This window comes from Pseudomonas sp. BIGb0164, from assembly GCF_024810135.1.
In the GTDB taxonomy this organism is placed as follows: domain Bacteria; phylum Pseudomonadota; class Gammaproteobacteria; order Pseudomonadales; family Pseudomonadaceae; genus Aquipseudomonas.
In genome coordinates, this window is record NZ_JANUEA010000001.1 from 883,701 (window position 1) to 903,914 (window position 20,214).

At 63.7% G+C, this 20,214-nt stretch carries 13 protein-coding genes; 3 read left to right on the forward strand and 10 right to left on the reverse strand.

Annotated elements, in window-relative coordinates; genetic code table 11:
- The first annotated feature begins 18 nt into the window (after positions 1 to 18).
- On the forward strand, positions 19 to 333 hold the full coding sequence (locus M2394_RS03855) for an SCP2 sterol-binding domain-containing protein (protein ID WP_016969749.1): 315 nt from the start codon (positions 19 to 21) through the stop codon (positions 331 to 333).
- A 231-nt stretch (positions 334 to 564) separates the two neighbouring features.
- Here M2394_RS03855 and M2394_RS03860 read toward each other — a convergent pair whose 3' ends face one another.
- The 3 genes from M2394_RS03860 to M2394_RS03870 all read right to left on the reverse strand — a co-directional run bounded on the left by M2394_RS03860 (position 565) and on the right by M2394_RS03870 (position 5,443).
- Positions 565 to 1,188, reverse strand: coding sequence for a hypothetical protein (locus M2394_RS03860; RefSeq protein ID WP_259171688.1), 624 nt, complete (start codon positions 1,186 to 1,188; stop codon positions 565 to 567).
- 43 nt (positions 1,189 to 1,231) lie between these two features.
- Positions 1,232 to 3,874 (reverse strand): MGH1-like glycoside hydrolase domain-containing protein, encoded by a 2,643-nt coding sequence (locus M2394_RS03865; RefSeq protein ID WP_259171711.1) that lies wholly within the window; start codon positions 3,872 to 3,874, stop codon positions 1,232 to 1,234.
- Between the two features lie 159 nt (positions 3,875 to 4,033).
- Positions 4,034 to 5,443 carry an OprD family porin gene (locus M2394_RS03870; protein WP_259171689.1) on the reverse strand — a complete coding sequence of 470 codons (1,410 nt, stop codon included), beginning with the start codon at positions 5,441 to 5,443 and terminating at the stop codon, positions 4,034 to 4,036.
- A gap of 287 nt (positions 5,444 to 5,730) precedes the next feature.
- Between M2394_RS03870 and M2394_RS03875 the strand changes: the two genes are divergently transcribed.
- Positions 5,731 to 7,107 carry a VOC family protein gene (locus tag M2394_RS03875; RefSeq protein ID WP_259171690.1) on the forward strand — a complete coding sequence of 459 codons (1,377 nt, stop codon included), beginning with the start codon at positions 5,731 to 5,733 and terminating at the stop codon, positions 7,105 to 7,107.
- Positions 7,108 to 7,261: 154 nt separating this feature from the next.
- Here the strand turns inward: M2394_RS03875 and M2394_RS03880 are convergent, their stop codons facing one another.
- A complete protein-coding gene (locus M2394_RS03880) occupies positions 7,262 to 7,486 on the reverse strand; it encodes a DUF465 domain-containing protein (RefSeq protein WP_178922304.1) in 225 nt (74 codons plus the stop codon).
- Between the two features lie 174 nt (positions 7,487 to 7,660).
- Between M2394_RS03880 and tkt the strand changes: the two genes are divergently transcribed.
- Positions 7,661 to 9,706 carry a transketolase gene (gene tkt, locus M2394_RS03885; RefSeq protein ID WP_259171691.1) on the forward strand — a complete coding sequence of 682 codons (2,046 nt, stop codon included), beginning with the start codon at positions 7,661 to 7,663 and terminating at the stop codon, positions 9,704 to 9,706.
- An 89-nt stretch (positions 9,707 to 9,795) separates the two neighbouring features.
- Here the strand turns inward: tkt and uvrA are convergent, their stop codons facing one another.
- The 6 genes from uvrA to lexA form a co-directional block, all read right to left on the reverse strand.
- Positions 9,796 to 12,318: an excinuclease ABC subunit UvrA gene (uvrA, locus tag M2394_RS03890; RefSeq protein WP_259171692.1), complete on the reverse strand. Its 2,523-nt coding sequence runs from the start codon at positions 12,316 to 12,318 to the stop codon at positions 9,796 to 9,798.
- Complete coding sequence (locus M2394_RS03895) at positions 12,315 to 14,027, reverse strand: ATP-binding protein (protein ID WP_178922299.1); 1,713 nt, start codon at positions 14,025 to 14,027, stop codon at positions 12,315 to 12,317. Before M2394_RS03895 ends, uvrA begins: the two co-directional genes overlap by 4 nt.
- Before the next feature lie 109 nt (positions 14,028 to 14,136).
- On the reverse strand, positions 14,137 to 17,208 hold the full coding sequence (locus M2394_RS03900; protein WP_259171693.1) for an error-prone DNA polymerase: 3,072 nt from the start codon (positions 17,206 to 17,208) through the stop codon (positions 14,137 to 14,139).
- 103 nt (positions 17,209 to 17,311) lie between these two features.
- Entirely contained in the window at positions 17,312 to 18,724 is a 1,413-nt protein-coding gene (locus M2394_RS03905; RefSeq protein WP_178922295.1) for a DNA polymerase Y family protein, read from the reverse strand.
- Positions 18,725 to 18,731: 7 nt separating this feature from the next.
- Positions 18,732 to 19,346, reverse strand: coding sequence for a translesion DNA synthesis-associated protein ImuA (gene imuA, locus M2394_RS03910; protein ID WP_259171695.1), 615 nt, complete (start codon positions 19,344 to 19,346; stop codon positions 18,732 to 18,734).
- On the reverse strand, positions 19,346 to 19,963 hold the full coding sequence (gene lexA, locus M2394_RS03915) for a transcriptional repressor LexA (RefSeq protein ID WP_259171696.1): 618 nt from the start codon (positions 19,961 to 19,963) through the stop codon (positions 19,346 to 19,348). Before lexA ends, imuA begins: the two co-directional genes overlap by 1 nt.
- Positions 19,964 to 20,214: the final 251 nt, after the last annotated feature.

The following is a 20,214-nucleotide window of genomic DNA, read 5'->3' on the forward strand; positions in this document are numbered from 1 at the left end:
CCCTAAAGGATCGAAACCATGACTGACGTAGCCAAAGCTGTAGAAGCAATGAAAGCCAAATTCAACCCAGCCGCTGCCGACGGCCTGGACCTGGTGTTCGGTTTCCGTATCGACGACACCCAGAACTTCTCGCTGGTGGTGAAAAACAACACCTGCGAACTGCTGGAAGGCGAAAACCCTGACGCCCAAGTGACCCTGGTCACCGACGGCGAAACCATGGAAGGCATCGTCAGCGGTGACACCGACGGCATGCAGGCCTTCATGAGCGGCAAACTGCGCACTGAAGGCGACATGATGCTGGCCATGAAGCTGAGCGAACTGTTCCCGGCTTGATTCACGGACAGTCCCCGATCCCGCCCTTCGAGGCGGGATTTTTTTTGCCCCAAATCCTGGCCTGTAGTGAGCGGGCCTGCCCCGCGCCGCGCCATTCGACACATCGCAACCCTGCCTGACGCCCCTCAGCGCGAGATGGATCGCCGCGCGGGGCAAGCCCGCTCACGACAACAACAACCGCGGAAAACCGCGCACCTGAGGCGACTTTCATTTCTGGCTCATGAGGATCTGTCAGCGGCCTGCTGCGGCCTCGACAACTCTAAACTGCTCAAGCTCCCTGGAATGGCCCTCGGTACCCCGCCGGTTGATGAGGTACCCCTCACCCCGCCGCTCGTGGAACTCCCCGGACTCCACATCCCGGCCAATGACGATCAAATACTTGTTGGGCCCCACGCGCACGTAGACGTTATAGAAATCGGCTATTTGCCCTTCGTTGATGAAAAGACTGTACGCGTAACGCGATCGGCGCGTCAGCTCGGGCCACTGCGCCCTCAATATATCGACATCACCGGCTTCACCGACGATATCTATCGCGCGGACGACTTCATCGACCAAAGGATCATTTTCATCAGCGCCAAGCGCCCGCGGCTTGAGCCGGGTCATTTTGCGAAGCGAGTCAGGGTCCGCATTTCTGACCTCATCGTCAATCGACAGAGTCACGGGTTCGAGGCGATACGTGCCATTCTTGACCCATTTGGACGCATCGGCAGTCTCCGATGGGCATTGCACACAGGCCGCCCTCATTGAGGCTGCGCTGGCGCTGCTGGCATACAGGCTCAAGGTAAAAACACCGGCGCCCATCAGCAGGGCTACCAGCAGGTTCGCTGGGCGTGAAGCAGTGGCGCTATTCGCCATGATCTACATCCTTGTAAGGGTCGGGCCGGCGAATCTACCCGATTCACGCCGTTGGCGGAACACTCAGTAACAGCGCCACCAACGCGCTCCACCCCGTCTGGTGCGACGCCCCCAACCCACGCCCGGTTTCCCCGTGGAAATACTCATGAAACAACACCAGGTCGCGGCTTAGCGGGTCGGCCTCCAACTGCGCATAACCCGCCATCGACGGCCGCAGGCCATTTTCATCGCGCAAAAACAAACGCGTCAGGCGCTGGCTGAGGCTGTCAGCCACTTCTTCAAGCGACGACAGATAACCACTGCCCGTCGGGTACTCCACCGAGAAGTTATCCGCGTAGTAGCGATGAAACTCGCGCAGCGACTCGATCAGCATGTAATTCACCGGCATCCACAACGGCCCGCGCCAGTTGGAGTTGCCGCCGTACAAACGCGAGTCGGACTCCCCCGGCTGGTAGCGCGCGCACAGCGTGTCGCCGTTCATCTTCAGCGCCAGGGGCTGTTCGGCGAAGGCCTTGGACAAGGAACGCACGCCAAAGGCCGAGAGGAACTCGTTGTCATCGAGCATGCGCCGCAACAGGTCCTTGGTGCGCTCCCCCCGCAACAACGCCAGCAGCAGGCGGTTGCCCTGCCCCGGTTCGTTCCAGCGCGAGACTAACTTGGCCAGGTCCGGCCGATGTTTCATGAAGCCCAGCAGGCGCTCGCGCAGGCCCTCCAGCCCTTCATGTTCACGTTGCTCTAGCACCAGCACGGCAAACAGCGGCATCAGGCCGACAATGGAGCGCAGGCGCACCGGTTCGTTCTGGCCGTCGGGCCGGTGCAGCACGTCGTAGAAAAACTGGTCCTGCTCATCCCACAGGCCTTCGGCGCTGTCATCGACACGGTTGATCGCACCAGCGATGTACAGGAAGTGCTCGAAGAATTTCACCGAAATATCCACGTACACGACATTGCGCTTGGCCAGCTCCAGGCCGATGCGCATCAGGTCCAGCGCATACGCAGCGACCCACGCAGTGCCGTCGGCCTGGTCCAGTTGATAGCCCGGGGGCAACGTGGCCGAACGGTCGAACAAGGCGATGTTGTCCAGGCCCAGGAACCCGCCCTGGAACAGGTTGCGGCCCTCGGCGTCCTTGCGGTTGACCCACCAGGAAAAATTCAGCAGCAGCTTGTGGAAGATCCGCTCCAGGAAGTCCATGTCGCCTACGCCCGTCAGCGCCTTGTCCTGCTGATACACGCGCCAGCTGGCCCATGCGTGTACGGGCGGGTTGGCGTCGTCGAACCGCCACTCATACGCCGGCAACTGGCCATTGGGGTGCATGAAGCGGTCCTTCACCAGCAGCAACAACTGTTGCTTGGCATACCCCGGGTCGATCAGGGCAATGGCCACGGCCTGGAAACCTTGGTCCCAGGAGGCGTACCACGGGTATTCCCAGGTGTCGGGCATCGAGAGGATGTCGAAATTCGACAGGTGCCGCCAATGGGTATTGCGGATATGCAGGCGTTCGGGCGGTGGCGCAGGCTGGGCCGGGTCGCCGTCGAGCCATTGGTTGACGTCGAAATAGTAGAGCTGCTTGGACCACAGCAAACCGGCCAGGGCCTGGCGTTGCACATTGCGTGCATCCGCGTCGGGAATGTTGTGTTGCAGGGCCGCGTAGAAGTCATCGGCCTCCTGACGGCGTTGTTCAAACAGCTTGCGCGCATTGACTTCAGGTGCATCGGTGGGTGCGAAACGCAGGTAGAGGATTTGGCTCTGCTGGCCTTCCAGCTCAAGAATGAACCGCGCCGCCACCTTGGTGCCGGCATCGCGACGAATCGCCGATTGAACACCGTCGACCACGTAATCGTTGATACCGTCCTTGAACGGCCCCGGCGCCGGTTGGGCGTCGAGCTTCGGGTAGTTGGTTTCGTTTTCACAGAACAGCCATTCCACGCCGTCCTGGCCCCAGGCGCCGAGGTGACGGTCGGGCAGCTCAGGGTGACGGGCCAGTACATGAGAGCCCGCCAGGGTCAACTGTGGCTTGGGCGCATCAACCGTCCAGCTCCAGTCATTGCGCGCCCACAGCTGCGGCAGCACTTGCAGGCGAGTCGGCTGGTCCGCGCGATTGTGCACGGTGATGCGCATGAAGATATCGTCGGGCGTGTGCTTGGCGTATTCGACGCTCACATCGCAGTAGCGGTTGTCTTCGAACACCCCGGTGTCGAGCACCTCGTACTCGGCATCGCCCAAGCCACGCCGGGCGTTTTCGGTGATCAGGTCAGCGTAGGGAAAGGCTGCATGGGGGTACTTGTAGAGCATGCGCTGGTAGGCATGGCTCGGTACGCCGTCGACGAAAAAGTACAGTTCCTTGACGTCTTCACCGTGGTTGCCCTCGGCGTTGTTCAAGCCGAACAGGCGCTCCTTGAGAATGCTGTCGCGCTCGTTCCACAGGGCCAAGCCCAGGCACCAGCGTTGTGCCTTGTCGCTGAAACCGGCCAGGCCGTCCTCGCCCCAGCGGTAGGCGCGGCTGCGGGCATGTTCGTGTGGGAAATACACCCAGGCATCACCGTCGGCGCTGTAGTCCTCGCGCACGGTGCCCCATTGGCGTTCACTCAAGTAAGGGCCCCACTCGCGCCAGCGTTCGGCGTCTGGGTTGGCCAGGCGCTGGCCTTCAATCGTTGCAAGGATGTCTGTTACGGGCGTGGCCGTCATCGGGTCCTCCATCACTGGCGCGGTGACGGGCAGTGTAGAACCCATTCGCGCCCCGATGCACATGAAGACTCAACCCTGGCCCAGAAAAGACTGAGGCCGCTGATTAGGCGGCCTGCAGTTTTTTAGCGCTGCGCAATCGCGCAGTTTCCTCGCGTGTTCTTAGAAGATCGCGTAGGTGTAGTTGAAGATCAGGCGAGTTTGATCCTGATCGGCCGTGCCGGTGTTGTGACCGTGGTAAGTACCGGTACGGAAGGTGGTGCCAAAGCCTTTCAGCGGGCCTTCCTGCACAACGTAGTCCAGACGGAAGTCGGTTTCGTTTTCTTTCTGGTCAGCACCGCCAGCTACCTTGGACTTGATATCAGTACCGTCCAGGTAAGCGATGGAGGCTTTCAGGCCAGGCACGTAGGCTTTGAAGTCATACGAGTACTGACCGAAATTGACCTGCTCGCCCGCACGGGAGAACTGGCCGACCACGGCGTCGGTGAACAGGTAGAAGTCGCTGCCGCCTGCGCCTTGGGCGTTCGGGTCAGCAATGCTGCCCTGGTTGACCCAGACGAAACCGCCGTCATCACTCACGCCAATATGGCCGAGCATCAGGCTGCTGCCGCCCAACTGGTAGGTGAACGCGGCGCTGTAGGTTTTGTTGTCCACTTCGCCGGCGTGCTTGGCATAGCCGCCGTTGTTGTTGAACGCGTAGCCGGCCGAGCCGTTCTTGCCGTCGCTGGTGCTGTCGAAGTAGCGCAGGTCAGTCTTGAACGACTGGTCGTTGCCCAGGGGCAGCACGTGTACCAGGCCGAAATAGTTCTGTTTGTAGAAGTCTTCCAGATCGGCGTAGTAGTACTGCAACGTCAGGTTTTTAGCGATGGCGTTGTCGGAAGAACCGAATGGTTTGTAGTCCAGGCCGCCAAACTTGAAGCTGTTGCTGTCACGGGTCGCGCCGGCAACGCTCAGGCCAGTGGAGTTGCTGGAAGCACGCCCTTGGGCATGGTTCAGCTCACCACCGGTGAAGGTCACGTTGGGGATGTCGCTGGAAGTCAGGATGCCGCCGTCAAAGGTCTGCGGCGCCACACGGCTGTCGTTGGAAACCAGGATCGGCAACACCGGGGCCAGACCGCCACCCACGTGCAATTCGGTCTGGGAGATGCGGAACTTCACGTTACCCGCAGCGCGACCGAAACTGTCGGCCGGCTCAGTGCCGTTGTTCTTGGTTGGGAAGAAGCTGTTGCCGTTACCGGCCAGGCCTGGGCCTGCGGTGTGGCCATCGCCGCCGTCCAGACGCAAGGCACCGAAGGCCATCACATCAAAACCGACCCCGAGGGTGCCCTGGGTGTAGCCGGATTTGTAGTCGACGCGCAGCAAGGTGGCCGCTTCACGCAGATCATTCGCCGTCCCCGAGCGGTTGTCTGCGCTGTAGTACATGGTTCGCGAGCTGATAGCCGCGTGGCTGTCTTCCAGAAAGCCGCTGTGACCGTTCCCCGTGCCCAGCGAACCGAGCCCGAAATCATCGGCGCTGGCTTGGTGTGCAAGCAAGGCGGCGGTGATGGATAACGCCAGTGTAGAAATTTTCATTAACGACAGCCCCTAAACATATTTTTATGTGCGGTGTGTGCAGAACAGCTTTCATCCCTACAAACGTGACGATTGTTTCATGAGGACCGGGGCGCTCCTCGTGAAGAATTAGTTAGGAAAGCCCGCGAAAAATGAAATTTTCAAGCTGTCGTTTTTTGTCATATTTGCGTCATTTCATTCATTTTCAGCATGAAGTCCTGAGGATTCTTCGTTTGCACGGCCAGGCCCAGCCCAACAAAATCCAGACATAGGCCATGCCCCACTCCACCGTGTTCAGGAATTTTTCTATGCCGACCACCGCACATGTCAGCCCCGACGACATCCGCAAGGGCTTCTCCAAGGCCATGTCCGACATGTACCGAGATGAAGTTCCACTTTACGGCGCCCTGATGGAGCTGGTGGCCGAGACCAATACCCGCGTTCTCGACCGCGATCCGGGCCTGGCGCAACAGCTGCACCGCACCGGCGAAATCCAGCGCCTGGACATGGAACGCCACGGTGCTATTCGCCTGGGCACCGCCTATGAATTGGCCACCATCGGCCGCCTGTTTGCCGTGATGGGCATGCAGCCGGTGGGCTACTACGACCTGACGCCGGCCGGTGTGCCCGTGCATTCCACGGCCTTTCGCGCCGTGCATGAGCATGCGCTACAGACCAGCCCGTTCCGCGTGTTCACCTCGTTGCTGCGTCTGGAGCTGATCGAAAACCTCGAACTGCGCAGCTTCGCCGAAATCGCCCTGGCCAAGCGCTCGATCTTCACCCCTGGCGCCCTGGCCCTGATCGAGAAAGCCGAAACGCACGGCGGGCTCAATGCCGAAGACGCCGATGAATTTATCCGCCAGGCCCTGGAAACCTTCCGCTGGCACCACACCGCGACCGTCACCGGCGCGCAATACCAGCAACTGAGCGACCAGCACCGCCTGATCGCCGATGTCGTGGCCTTTAAAGGCCCGCACATCAACCACCTCACCCCGCGCACCCTGGACATCGACCAGGTGCAGGCCGCCATGCCGGGCAAAGGCATCACCCCCAAGGCGGTGATCGAAGGCCCGCCGCGCCGTGAGTGCCCGATCCTGCTGCGCCAGACCAGCTTCAAGGCCCTGGATGAACCCATCGCCTTCACCGACGCCCAAGGCAGCCACAGCGCGCGTTTCGGTGAAATAGAACAACGCGGTGTCGCGCTGACCCCCAAGGGCCGGGCGCTGTACGACCAGTTGCTGAATGCGGCGCGTGATGAGCTGGGCGCCTTTCCGAACGAAGGCAACGTGGCGCGCTATATGCAATTGATGGAGCAACACTTCCAGGCCTTCCCCGACAACCACGGGCAGATGCGTGAACAGGGCCTGGCGTACTTCCGCTACTTCGCCACCGAACAGGGCGTGGCCGCCCGTGGCAACGCCGACCAGCCGCGCACGCTGGAGGCGCTGATTACGGCCGGCCACATTGATGTGGAACCGTTGGTGTACGAGGATTTCTTGCCGGTGAGCGCGGCGGGGATCTTCCAGTCCAACCTGGGGGATGCGGCGCAGAGTCACTACGCGGCCAATGCCAACCAGGTGGAATTCGAAAAGGCGCTGGGCCGTCAGACGATTGATGAATTGAAGCTGTATGGCGAAACGCAGCAGCGCTCGATCGATGAATGCGCGCGGGCGCTGCTGGCTTGAAGAGAGGTGCCCACCTGGCTCACCAGCGCAATCCTTGCGCCGCAACAGTCCCCAGAGCCAGGTGGGCGGGGCGCATCATAGGCAGTCAAAAGCGCCCTGTCCTTCAGACAATTCTGAACAAATATGTCCGCGCCCTGTAGGCGCGGACATCCCTTCAGCCCAACTGCTCCACGATCTTGTCTTTGATCAACAGCCGTTTTTTCTTCAGTTTCTCCACGTCCTTATCGCTGGCACTGGCCGACTCTGCCTTGAGCACCTCCCCATCGGCTGCGTCGTATTGGGTGAGCAGTGAGTCCAGGCGTTTGTCGCTCGTCCTGCGTTCGTGAACGACTGTCTTGCTCAATCCCAAGTCCTGATACAGGTCGTGTTTCACTGGCATGGAAAACCTCCGCACGTTGATCAATGGCCTACGCTCTTGAAGCTAGCCCATTGCAGTGGGTCTTGTCATGTTCGAGGTCAATTCCCTCCGTTCGTCGCGGCACCGGCAACGCGATCAAACCTTTGCCCCGCCCTGCCCTCCACTGTAGATCGCCACCCGAGGGAGACCGGTTTCATGACTCACGCTGCCACCGCTGTCGACACCCAATGCATCAACACGATCCGCACCCTGGCGATGGACGCCGTGCAAAAGGCCAATTCCGGCCACCCGGGCACGCCCATGGGCCTGGCGCCGGTGGGCTATACGCTGTGGAGCCGGTTCCTGCGCTACCACCCCGACCATCCCGACTGGCCCAACCGTGACCGCTTCGTGCTGTCGGTGGGGCACGCGTCAATGCTGCTGTATTCGCTGCTGCACCTGGCGGGTGTGGTGGAGATTGATGCGCACGGCAAGCGCTCCGGCCTGTCGGCGGTGAGCCTGGACGATATCAAGCAGTTCCGCCAGATGAGCTCCAAGACCCCGGGACACCCCGAATACCGCATGACCACCGGCGTGGAAACCACCACCGGCCCGCTGGGCCAAGGCTGCGCCAACAGCGTGGGCATGGCCATGGCCGAGCGCTGGCTGGGCGAACGCTTCAACCGCGACGGCCAGGTGCTGTTCGATTACAACGTCTACACCCTGTGTGGCGACGGCGACATGATGGAAGGCATCAGCAGCGAAGCCGCCTCCATGGCCGGGCACTTGAAGCTGGATAACCTGTGCTGGATCTACGACAACAACACCATCAGCATCGAAGGCCACACCGAGCTGGCGTTCAGTGAGGACGTGATCAAGCGCTTCCAGGCCTATGGCTGGCACACGCTGCACGTCACCGATGCCAATGACTTGCAGGCCCTGAGCACGGCGCTGCACACCTTCCAGTCGAACACCGGCGCGCCGACCTTGATCGTGGTCGACAGCGTGATCGGCTACGGCTCGCCCCACAAGCACAACACCGCCTCTGCCCACGGCGAGCCGTTGGGTGAGGAAGAAATCCGCCTGACCAAAGCCGCGTATGGCTGGCCGCAGGATTCCAGCTTCCTGGTGCCCGAGGGCGCGCGCACGGTATTGCGTGATGCGCTGCACGAACGTGCTGAGCCACTGTATGCGCAATGGAACCAGGCCCTGGCCAAGCTTGAGCCGACACTGGCCGATGAGCTGCAGCGCATGCGCGCCGGGGAAATGCCCGAGCAATGGCAGGCGGGGCAGCCCACCTTCGCCACAGACGCCAAAGGCGTCGCCAGCCGTGCTTCCGGTGGCGAGGTGTTGAATGCCTTCGCGCAACACATCCCCTGGCTGCTGGGGGGCTCGGCCGACTTGTCACCGTCCACCAAGACCAACCTCACTTTTGACGGTGCCGGACGTTTCAGTGCCGACGACTACAGTGGGCGCAACCTGCACTTTGGCATCCGCGAACATGCCATGGGCGCGATTGCCAACGGCATGGCGCTGTCGTACCTGCGGCCCTACACCTCGACGTTCCTGGTGTTCAGCGACTACATGAAGCCGCCGATTCGCCTGGCGGCAATCATGGAGTTGCCGGTGGTGTTCGTGTTTACCCATGACTCGATTGGCGTGGGTGAGGACGGGCCGACGCACCAACCTATCGAACACCTCACGCAGTTGCGCGCTACGCCAGGGTTGCTGACCCTGCGCCCGGGCGACGCGAATGAAACCCTGGAAGTGTGGAAAGTGGCCCTGGCGCAAACCCATCGCCCCAGTTGCGTGGTGCTGTCGCGCCAGGCGCTGCCGACACTGGACCGCACGCAATACGCGGCAGCATCCGGCGCAGCCAAGGGCGCCTATGTGTTGGCCAGTGACGACCACCCCACCGTCATCCTGATGGCGACAGGCAGCGAAGTGAGCCTTGCCGTGGCAGCGTACGAGCAGCTGAAAGCCGAAGGCATCGCCGCGCGGGTAGTGTCCATGCCGAGCTGGGAGCTGTTTGAAGATCAGGACCAGGCCTACCGCGACAGCGTGCTGCCCCCTGCGATCAAGGCGCGGGTGGTGGTGGAACAGGCCGGTCCCTTGGGTTGGGACCGTTATGTCGGGCAGACCGGGGCCAAGGTGGTGATGAACAGCTTTGGCGCATCGGCCCCCTTGGCCAAGTTGCAGGAGATGTTTGGCTTCACCGTCGAGAACGTAGTGAAACAAGCCAAGCAACAGATCAACCTATAAACCTGTAGTGAGCGGGCTTGCCCCGCGCTGCGGTATATCAGACATACACCATGCACCTGACACACCGCAGCGCGGGGCAAGCCCGCTCACTACAAGGTCAGCTCTCGCGACAGGAAGGGGGCGGTGCGGCTGGTCTTGCTCTTGGCGACTTTCTGCGGTGTGCCGCACGCCACTATTTTCCCACCCAAATCCCCGGCCCCCGGCCCGATGTCGATCACCCAGTCACTCTGCGCCACCACGCGCATTTCATGTTCCACCACGACCACCGTATGCCCGGCGTCCACCAAGTGATTCAGCTGGCTAAGCAAGCGGTCCACGTCCCGTGGGTGCAAGCCGGTGGTCGGTTCGTCCAGCACATACAAGGTGGCGCCGCGTGCATTGCGTTGCAGCTCGGTCGCCAGCTTGATGCGCTGCGCCTCGCCGCCCGACAGCTCGGTGGCCGGCTGCCCCAGGCGCAGGTAACCCAACCCGATGTCCCGCAGCACCTGCAATGAACGCAACACCCCAGGCTGTTCGGCAAACACCTCCACCGCCTGTTCCACCGTGAGGCCCAGCACCTGGGCGATGCTCAGGCCCTGCCATTTGATCGCCAGTGTTTCGGGGTTGTAGCGCGCCCCATGGCAGGTAGGACATGGCGCATACACGCTGGGCATGAACAGCAGTTCCACGCTGACAAACCCTTCACCCTCACAGTGGGGGCAACGGCCCTTGGCGACGTTGAACGAGAACTGCCCCGCGTCGTAATGCTGCTTTTTGGCCGCTGGTGTAGCGGCGAACAACTTGCGCACGTTGTCGAACAGCCCGGTGTAGGTCGCCAGGTTGGAGCGCGGCGTGCGGCCGATGGGTTTCTGGTCCACCTGCACCAGGCGACGGATGTGCTCCAGGCCGCTGCCGATATGCCCACCGCTGGCCTGGGGCGCGTCGTCTTCCAGGCTCGGTTCTTCGTCGCTTTCTACCACGCGGCCGAGGCCGGCGCCCACCAGTTCCAGCAGCGCCTGGCTGACCAGGCTGGACTTGCCCGAGCCGGAAATACCGGTGACCGCCGTGAAGCAGCCCAACGGGAAGTCGACGTTCAAGCCCTTGAGGTTGTTGCGGGTCACGCCTTCGAGTTTCAACCAGCCGCTCGGCTCACGTCGCGACGGCGTCGAAGGCCGGCGCTCGGCAAACAGATAGTCGCGGGTTTGCGACGCTTCGATGTGCGCCAGCCCTGCAGGCGGGCCGCTGTACAGCACCTGCCCGCCATGCTCGCCGGCGGCCGGGCCGACGTCGATCAGCCAGTCGGCGCGGCGCATGGTTTCCAGGTCATGCTCCACCACAAACAACGAATTGCCGGCCGCCTTCAACCGATCCAGCGCGGTGAACAAGGCCTCGCCATCCGCCGGATGCAAACCCGCCGACGGCTCGTCCAGCACGTAGATCACGCCAAACAATTGCGAACCCAACTGGGTCGCCAAGCGCAAGCGCTGCAATTCGCCGGACGACAAGGTCGGCGTGCTGCGCTCCAGGGACAAATAGCCCAGCCCCAGCTCGGTCAAGGTGCTGACCCGTTCCAGCAGGTCCTGGGCGATGCGCTGGGCTGCCAGGCGTTTTTCCACCGACAGCTTCATGCGGTCCTGCCCCGCCGCCACGGGCCGCAGCAACTCGGCCAACTGGGTCAGCGACAATTGCGACAGCTCACCAATATCCACCCCGGCAAACTTCACCGACAGCGCCGCCTGGGTCAGGCGCTTGCCCTGGCATAACGGGCAGGCACTGCCTTGCATGAACTGCGACACGCGCTTTTTCATCAGTGCGCTTTGGGTGTGGGTGAAGGTGTGCAGGATGTAGCGCCGCGCACCGCTGAAGGTACCCTGGTAGCTCGGTTCCAGCTTGCGCTTCAATGCGTCGCGGGTCTGCGCCGGAGTGAAGCCTGCGTACACCGGCACGGTGGGGGTTTCTTCGGTGAACAGGATCCAGTCGCGCTGCTTTTTCGGCAGGTCGCGCCACGGGATGTCGACGTCATAGCCCAGGGTCACCAGGATGTCGCGCAGGTTCTGGCCCTGCCATGCCAACGGCCAGGACGCCACGGCGCGCTGGCGGATGGTCAGCGAGGGGTCGGGCACCATCAGCGCTTCGGTCACTTCGTACACGCGGCCCAGGCCGTGGCATTGCGGGCAGGCGCCCTGGGGCAGGTTCGGCGAAAAGTCTTCGGCATACAGCATCGCCTGCCCCGGCGGGTAGCTGCCGGCACGGGAGTACAGCATGCGGATCAGGCTCGACAAGGTGGTGACGCTGCCCACCGATGAGCGCGCGCTCGGCGTACCGCGCTGTTGCTGCAGGGCCACGGCAGGCGGCAGGCCTTCGATGGAATCGACGTCCGGCACGCCAACCTGGTCGATCAGCCGCCGTGCATACGGCGCCACCGACTCGAAGTAGCGCCGTTGTGCCTCGGCATACACCGTGGAAAACGCCAGGGACGACTTGCCCGACCCCGATACCCCGGTAAACACCACCAGGGCATCCCGGGGAATGTCCACATCGACGTTGCGCAAGTTGTGTTCACGGGCGCCGCGTACGCGGACAAAGCCAGTGGGGTGGGCGGTTATCGGCGGGATGCTGCGCTGTGACGTCATGGGCAACCTTGTCTTGCGGTGAGCACGCTGCGCACCCGTTGCGTCAAGGCTTCGGGGCTGTAGGGCTTGCTCAGCAGATGAATGTCGGGACTCAGCAGGTGATTGCTGGAGAGAATGTCACGGGTGTGGCCTGAGGTGAACAGCACCGCCACCGGCGGCTGTTGCGCCCGGGCCCAGTCGGCCAGGTCAGTGCTCTTGACGCGACCGGGCATGACCACGTCGGTGAAAATCAGGTCCGGGCGCACGCCGTCTTGCAATGCCTGCATGGCGCGGTCACCGTCTTCGGCGGTGAGCACGGTGTAGCCCGACTGCTCCAGCAACTCGACCACGGTCAAGCGCACGCCTTCATTGTCCTCCACCACCAGGACGGTCTCCTGGCCGCCGCTGTGAAGCGCCAGTTCGCTGTGCATGTCGAGGCTCTCCGGCTCCAGGCTGTGGGGGAAATACATCTGCACCACCGAGCCCTTGCCCTCCTCGCTCCACATCTCCACATGCCCGCCGCTCTGGCGCACAAAGCCGAACACCATGCTCAGGCCCAGGCCGGTGCCCTGGCCCTCGCGCTTGGTGGTGAAGAAGGGTTCGAAGGCGCGCTTGAGCACGGTCTGCGACATGCCCACACCGGTGTCGGTGACCGCCAGGCGCACGTACTCGCCGGGCTTGATGCTTTTGCCCACGCAATCGGCGGGGTTGAGGATAATGTTTTCGCCAGTGATGCGAATCACGCCCTCGCCTTTCATGGCGTCCCGGGCGTTGATCGCCAGGTTGAGCAGCGCATTTTCCAACTGGTTGCGGTCGACATTGATGCACCAGGAGTCCTGGGGCAATTGCACATCGATATGGATGGTTTCCCCCAGCGCCCGCTGCAACAGCTCGCCCAGGCCGGCGTAAATGCGTTGCGGGTTGTACACCGCCGGCGACAACGGTTGGCGACGGGCAAAGGCCAGCAACTGCGACGACAACTTGGCCCCGCGCTCCACCGCTGCAATGGCCGCGCTGACGCGGCGTTGCACCTGGGCGTTGTCCGGTTCGTGCCGGGCCAGCAGGTGCAGGTTGCCGGCGATCACCTGCAGCAGGTTATTGAAGTCATGGGCCACGCCCCCGGTGAGGCCGCCAATGGCTTCGAGCTTCTGCGACTGGCGCAACTGGTCTTCGGCCGCCGAACGGGCCTGCACTTCGGCGGCCACGCGTTGCTCCAGGTTATGGGTGAGTTCCTGGCGCAAGCGCTCGGAATGCACGTGCTCGGTGGTTTCCACCACAATCGCCAGCACCCCGGCCGGTTGATGATTGTCGCCGGCGACCGGGCTGTAGTAGAGGTCCAGCCACACCTCTTCGGGCTTGCCGTTGCGCAGCAGCACCAGGTCCTTGTTGTTGAACGACAAGGTGCCACCGGCCAGGCAGGTGTCGACCACATGCCGGTTGAAGTCGGCCACTTCCGGCCAGCCCAGCTCCACCGGCGTGCCCAGCAAATAGGGGTGGCGGCCGCCGGCGAACGTCGAGTAGCTGTCGTTGTAGATCATGTACCCCGCCCGCCCCCACAACATCACCATCGGCACCGGTGACGCCAGCATCATCTGTACGGTGCAGGCCAGGCTGGTGGACCAGTTGTCGATCGGGCCAAGGTCGGTGGCCGACCAATCGAACGCGCGGATCCGCTGGGCCATTTCACCGGCCCAGCCTTCACAGCCGTGGGGGTTGGATAAAAATTGCATCGGTTGGCTCTGTGCGAAAAGAAAACATCGGCAAGGTTTTGAGCACACCAGCGGTAGATCGTTTCAACGCGTATACGTTAGGGGGTAATTACAGCAGAAACCACTGGCCTCAGTGAAAATCCCGACTGCGCACATGAATGCCTTCCAGCAGGGGCGACAAGTCGGTAAGGCGCCCGGCGATCAGGTGGCGCACTTCGCCCACCGCTTCCCAGCGTCCGTCCACCTTGAGCAACCGCGAACCCACCAACGCCTGGCGCTGACGCTCGGCCAGGTCACGCCAGACCACTACATTGAGGTTGCCGAATTCGTCTTCCAGGGTCACAAACGTCACACCGCTGGCGGTGCCCGGGCGCTGACGACCCGTCACCAGCCCCGCCACGCTCACGTTGCGCCCATGCTCCACCGCGAGCAACTCGTGGGAGCTGCGGCAGCGCCGCTTGCGCAACTCGCCACGCAGCAAGGCCAGCGGGTGTGGGCCCAGGGTGGTGCCGACGGTGGCGTAGTCGGCCTGCAGGTCTTCGCCCACCGTGGGCGCGGGCAGCTCGACTACCGCCTCATCGGGGCTCGGCAACCCGGCAAACAGCCCCAGCTGCTTTTGCACCCCGGCCACTTCCCAGCGCGCCGTGTGGCGGTTGCCGGCCAAGGCACGCAAGGCGCCCGAATCGGCCAGCAGCGCCTGGGTGCGCGCATCCAGCCCGGCACGGGCGTCCAGGTCGGCAATATCGCTGAAAGCCCGATGCTGGCGGGCCGCTTCGATACGGCGCCCATCCTCTTCACGAAACCCCGCGATCATGCGCAGCCCCAGGCGAATCGCCGGCTGTTCGCCCTCGATGGGTTCCAGGCTGCAATCCCAATCACTGGCCTGCACATCCACCGGGCGAATCTGCAAACGATGGCGCCGCGCGTCCTGCAGGATCTGGTCCGGGCTGTAGAAACCCATGGGCCAGCTGTTGATCAGCGCACAGGCGAACGCGGCAGGTTCATGGCATTTGAGCCAGCAACTGGCGTAGGTCAGCAAGGCAAAACTGGCCGCGTGGGACTCGGGGAAACCATAGCTGCCAAAGCCCTTGATCTGTTCGAAGATCTGCGCGGCAAATGCCTCGCTGTAGCCGTTTTTCAGCATGCCGGTGCGCAGGCGTTCCTGATGCGGCTCCAGGCCGCCATGGCGTTTCCAGGCGGCCATGGAGCGGCGCAACTGGTCGGCTTCGCCGGGGCCATAATCGGCCGCGACCATGGCGATCTGCATCACCTGTTCCTGAAACAGCGGAATGCCCAGGGTGCGTTTAAGCACAGCCTCCAGTTGAGGCGATGGGTAGGTCTCCGGCTCTTCCTTGTTCCGCCGGCGCAGGTACGGGTGCACCATGCCGCCCTGGATCGGCCCCGGCCGCACGATCGCCACTTCGATCACCAGGTCGTAGAAGGTCTGCGGCTTGAGCCGGGGCAACATCGACATCTGCGCCCGCGACTCGATCTGGAACACGCCGATGGTGTCGGCCTTGCTGATCATGGCGTAAGTGGCGGGGTCTTCCCTGGGGATCGTCGCCAGGGCCAGGTCACGGTTGCGGTGACGGCGCAGCAAATCGAAGCAACGGCGGATCGCGCTGAGCATGCCCAGGGCGAGGATATCCACCTTGAGCAGGCCGACGGCATCGAGGTCGTCCTTGTCCCACTGGATGATGGTGCGCTCGGCCATGGCGGCGTTTTCCACCGGTACCAGGGTATCCAGGGGGTATTCGGAAATCACGAACCCGCCCGGGTGCTGGGACAGGTGCCGGGGAAAGCCGATCAGTTGTTGGGTGAGCGTGAGCACGCGGCGCAGGATCGGGCTCTCGGGATCGAAGCCGCCTTCACGCAAGCGCGCCAGCGGCGGCGCATCGTCGCTCCAGCGCCCGCAGCAGTCGGCCAGCGCGTTGATCTGGTCGGGCGGCAAGCCCAGGGCCTTGGCCACATCCCGCACCGCGCCGGCCGCGTGATAACTGCTGACCACCGCCGTCAGCGCCGCACGGGTGCGGCCGTAGCGCTGGAACACGTACTGCAGCACTTCTTCGCGGCGGTCATGCTCGAAGTCGACGTCGATATCCGGGGGTTCGTTGCGCTCCCGGGACAGGAAGCGCTCGAACAACATGCTCGTCAGGCCGGGGTGGATCTCGGTGATGCCCAGGGCAAAACACACCGCCGAGTTGGCCGCCGAACCCCGGCCCTGGCACAGGATCGAGCGGCTGCGGGCGAACTGCACGATGTCGTGCACGGTGAGGAAATAACTCTCGTAACCCAGCTCACTGATCAGTTCCAGTTCGTCGTTGATCTGCTTCAGGGTCTTGGCCTCGACACCTTTGGGCCAGCGCGCGGCGATGCCCTGTTCGGTCACGGCGCGCAGCCAGGACTTGGCGTCATGGCCGGCAGGCACCAGCTCACGCGGGTAGTGATAGCGCAACTGGCTCAAGTCGAAGCTGCAACGGCGGGCGATGGCCAGGGTTTCGTCGAGCAGGCTTTGCGGGTACAACGCGGCCAGGGCGTCTAGGCTGCGCAAATGCCGCTCGCCGTTGGGGTGCAGGCGCGTGCCGGCTTCGGCCACCGGCACGTGATGACGGATGGCGGTCATGGTGTCTTGCAGGGCTCGGCGACCGCGGGCATGCATGTGCACATCGCCGCAGGCCACCGCGGGGATGTGCAGGCTGGCCGCCAATTGCAGGCGTTGCTCCAGGTGGCGCGCATCGTCCTGACCACAGTGCAGGTGCACCGCCAGCCACAGACGGTCGGCGAAGGTGCGGCGCAGCCACTGGATCGATGCCTGGGTGTCGCTGTCTTCGGCCACCCACAGCGCCAGCAGGCCGGGCAACGGCTGTTCGAAGTCCTCAAACAGCAGGCGGTAACTGCCCTTTTCGGCGCGGCGCCGGGCCAGGGTGATCAAGCGACACAGGTGCTGGTAGCCGGTCAGGTCTTGCACCAGCAGCACCAGTTTCGGGCCATGCTCGATGCGCACTTCACTGCCGATGATCAGCGGCAGCTCCACCGCTTTCGCCGCCTGCCAGGCACGGACGATGCCCGACAGCGTGCATTCATCGGTGATCGCCAGCGCACTGTAGCCTTGGCGCTTGGCGCGCTCGAACAGCTCCAGCGCACTGGAGGCGCCGCGTTGGAAGCTGAAGTTGGACAGGCAATGCAGTTCGGCGTAATTCATGGGCACAGTGCCTGGGTGAACGCGGCGTGCTTGAGTTTTTCGCCGGCAAGCCGGCGCCTACAGGGAGGGGTGTCAACGGTGGCTGCGAGGGTGTGTGGGGGTTTCATGCAAACCAGCCTTGCAGCCACAGCCCGTCGTTTTGCCCCACGGTGCGGAAGGCCCAGCCTTGCTGGCCGGCGCGAGTCTGGATCAGGTAGTAGTCGCGGCGGATGTCGGCGCCATCCCACCAGCCGGATTCAATGCGCTCCGGGCCCATGAGGATCTGCACTCCGTGCTCGGCCAATAACGTGGGTTCGTTCAACAACCAGCCAGGGCGCTGCACCTTGTTCAGGCCTTGGCACACGCGCGGATCGGTCGCCGCTTGCCAGGCGCATTCGGGGCGGTGGTCGGCGTGAAAGCGCAGGCCCTGCACCGCCTCGTCCCCCAGGCGTGCGCGCAGGCGTTCGCGCAATTGCTCCCAGGGCAAGGTCTGTTGCGGGCGGTCATCGAACAGGTCCTGGCGTTGCGGGACGAAGGTCGGCAGGTCCTGGGCCACCAGGCGAAAGCCGCGCACCGGCGAGGTGACTTGCACCTGCTCCAGGCGCCCCCGGGCCAGCTCGAACAGCATCGCCGGCTCGCGCTCGGCGCTGAGCAGGCCCACCTTGATCACGCTGTCGGGCGCCTGGGCGTGTTCCAGGTGCAGGTCAAAACGCTGCACACCACTGTCGCGGCCACACAGGAAGGCCGACAGGTCAGCGGTCAAACGGCGCAACGGAAACAGCAAGGCCTGGTGGGATTGCACGTCGAAATTCAGCTCGATGCGCACATCGAAACGGTCCGGCGGCTGGTAGAACGCCAGCGCCAACGGGCGCTGCCCGGCCAAGGCATCGAGATGCTTGAGCAAACTCGCGTCGAACCGCCGCGCCAAGGTGTGCCGGGGCAACGCCTGCACCTGGGCCAGGGTGCGCAGGCCCATGCGTGACAACGCGGTGGCGGCCTGCGGGTCAAGGCCAGCACGGTCGATGGGCAGCGGCGCCAGGGCTTGCATCAAGGCGTCGTCCTGAACTGCCAGGCCATCATCAATATTCGCCAACACCCGGGCCGCCGCCGGGTTGGGCGCGGCCACGATGCGATGGCGAAACCCCAGCTCGCTCAACTCCTTGCGCAACCGCGTCTCGAAGGCCGGCCAGGGCCCGAACAGCCCCAGGCTCGATTCGATTTCGAACAGCAGCGCCCGTGGGTAATACACACTGACCTGAGAGCTGAACCGATAGGCCCAGGCGGCCAAAAACTGCTGCCAGCGCTCGATTTCGGCGGGGTCGTATTCGGCACAGGCAAAGGTCTTGGCCAAGGCATGGGCGGCGGTCAGGGATTGGCCGGGGCGCAAGCCCAAGGCACGGGCAGCGTCATTGACGGTTTGCAGCACACGCCGCTGCGGCGTACCGGCCAGCAAGGCCAGGGGCTGGCCCGGCTCGGGATGCCCACGCTGCACCCCGTCCAGCGCCAATTGCGGGAAGACAATACACACCCAGCGCATGGCAACCTCAGTGCCCCGCCAGCGCAATCGGCGCCGGGTGGGCCAGGCCGCCCCGGCACTTGAGCACCCGCACCTGCGCGGGCCTGGCCTCCACCGCCAGGCGCAACGCAGCAGGCGATGCATTGATTGCCTCGCTCAAGGCGCGCCAGGCAAATGCCAGGGTCTGCCCGGTTTCCGCCGCCACCTGCAAGCGCCGCAACGCCCGGTCATCGGCCTTGCGCGGCCAGCACAACACCGCGCCGCAACTGCCGGAACGCAGGCACTGTTCAACAGCCCACAGGGCATCGCGTTCCTCGGCCTGGATCACCGAGAGTTGGCGCAGGTCCACCCCGGCGTTCTGCCAGGCATGGGGGTACGGCGTATAGGGCGGCGCCACCAGTACGATGCGCTCCCCTGCCGCAGATAAACGCGCCAGGGTCGGCAACACCAGTTGCAACTCGCCCACGCCCTCCTTCGCCATGAGGATTTCGCTCAGCGCCGACTCCGGCCAGCCCCCCGTGGGCAGCACCGCATCCAGCGCCGCCAGCCCCGTGGGGTGCACGCTGACGGGAGGTGCGGCGGGCCGGCCCTTCCAGACTCGCCCGCCATTGAACAGCGAGTCCAGGGCAACCACGGCGCCCATCAGCCTTGCCTCACCAGGCCGCAGAACACCCCTTCGATGGCCAGGTCCTGGTCAGGCCCAACCACGATGGGTTGGTACGCGGGGTTGCGGGGCAGCAGGCGCACGTGCTCGCCGTGGCGCTCGAAACGCTTGATGGTGACTTCGCCGTCCAGGCGCGCGACCACGATCTGCCCGTTCAAGGCTTCGGCGCTGCGGCGCACGCCTACGAGGTCACCGTCGAGGATGCCGTCTTCGATCATCGAATCGCCTTGGACGCGCAGCAGGTAGTCGGGGGTTTTCGCGAAGGTGGCGGGGTCCAGTTGCAGGCGGCTGTGCACTTCGGCGTCGGCGCCGATGGGCAGGCCGGCGGCGACGCGGCCGAGGACGGGGATGTCCAGCCATTCGGGGCGTGTGGGTTGGTTGAGCAGGCGGATACCACGCGCCTGGTTGGGGTTGACCTCGATGAAGCCGGCTTCGGTCAGGGCCACCACGTGCTTGCGTGCGACGCTGCGGGAGGCGAAGCCGAACGCCTCGGCGATCTCGGCGAGGCTGGGGGGTTGGCCTTGTTGCGCGATGCGGTCGCGGATGAAGGTCAGGATGGCGGTGCGGCGGGGGGTCAGGGTTGTCATGGAGTACATTTGTACTCCTGTGGGAAGTTTCTGACAATGGCCGTCAGTCGGGGTGGGTTTTTTGGGATCGTGGGGATTGAGTACATATCCGTTGTTTGGGTAACGGCTGCTTATGGTTCCGCTCTTACAGCGGCTCACTTTGGAAAAGCCCCAAAGTAAGCAAAGGGCTCTTGCCCCAACACTCGGCACCTCGCCTAGGCTCGGTGTGCCCGTAATCCGACAGTGATTTGGGGGGCCGCCGCCACGCGCCATCCATGGCG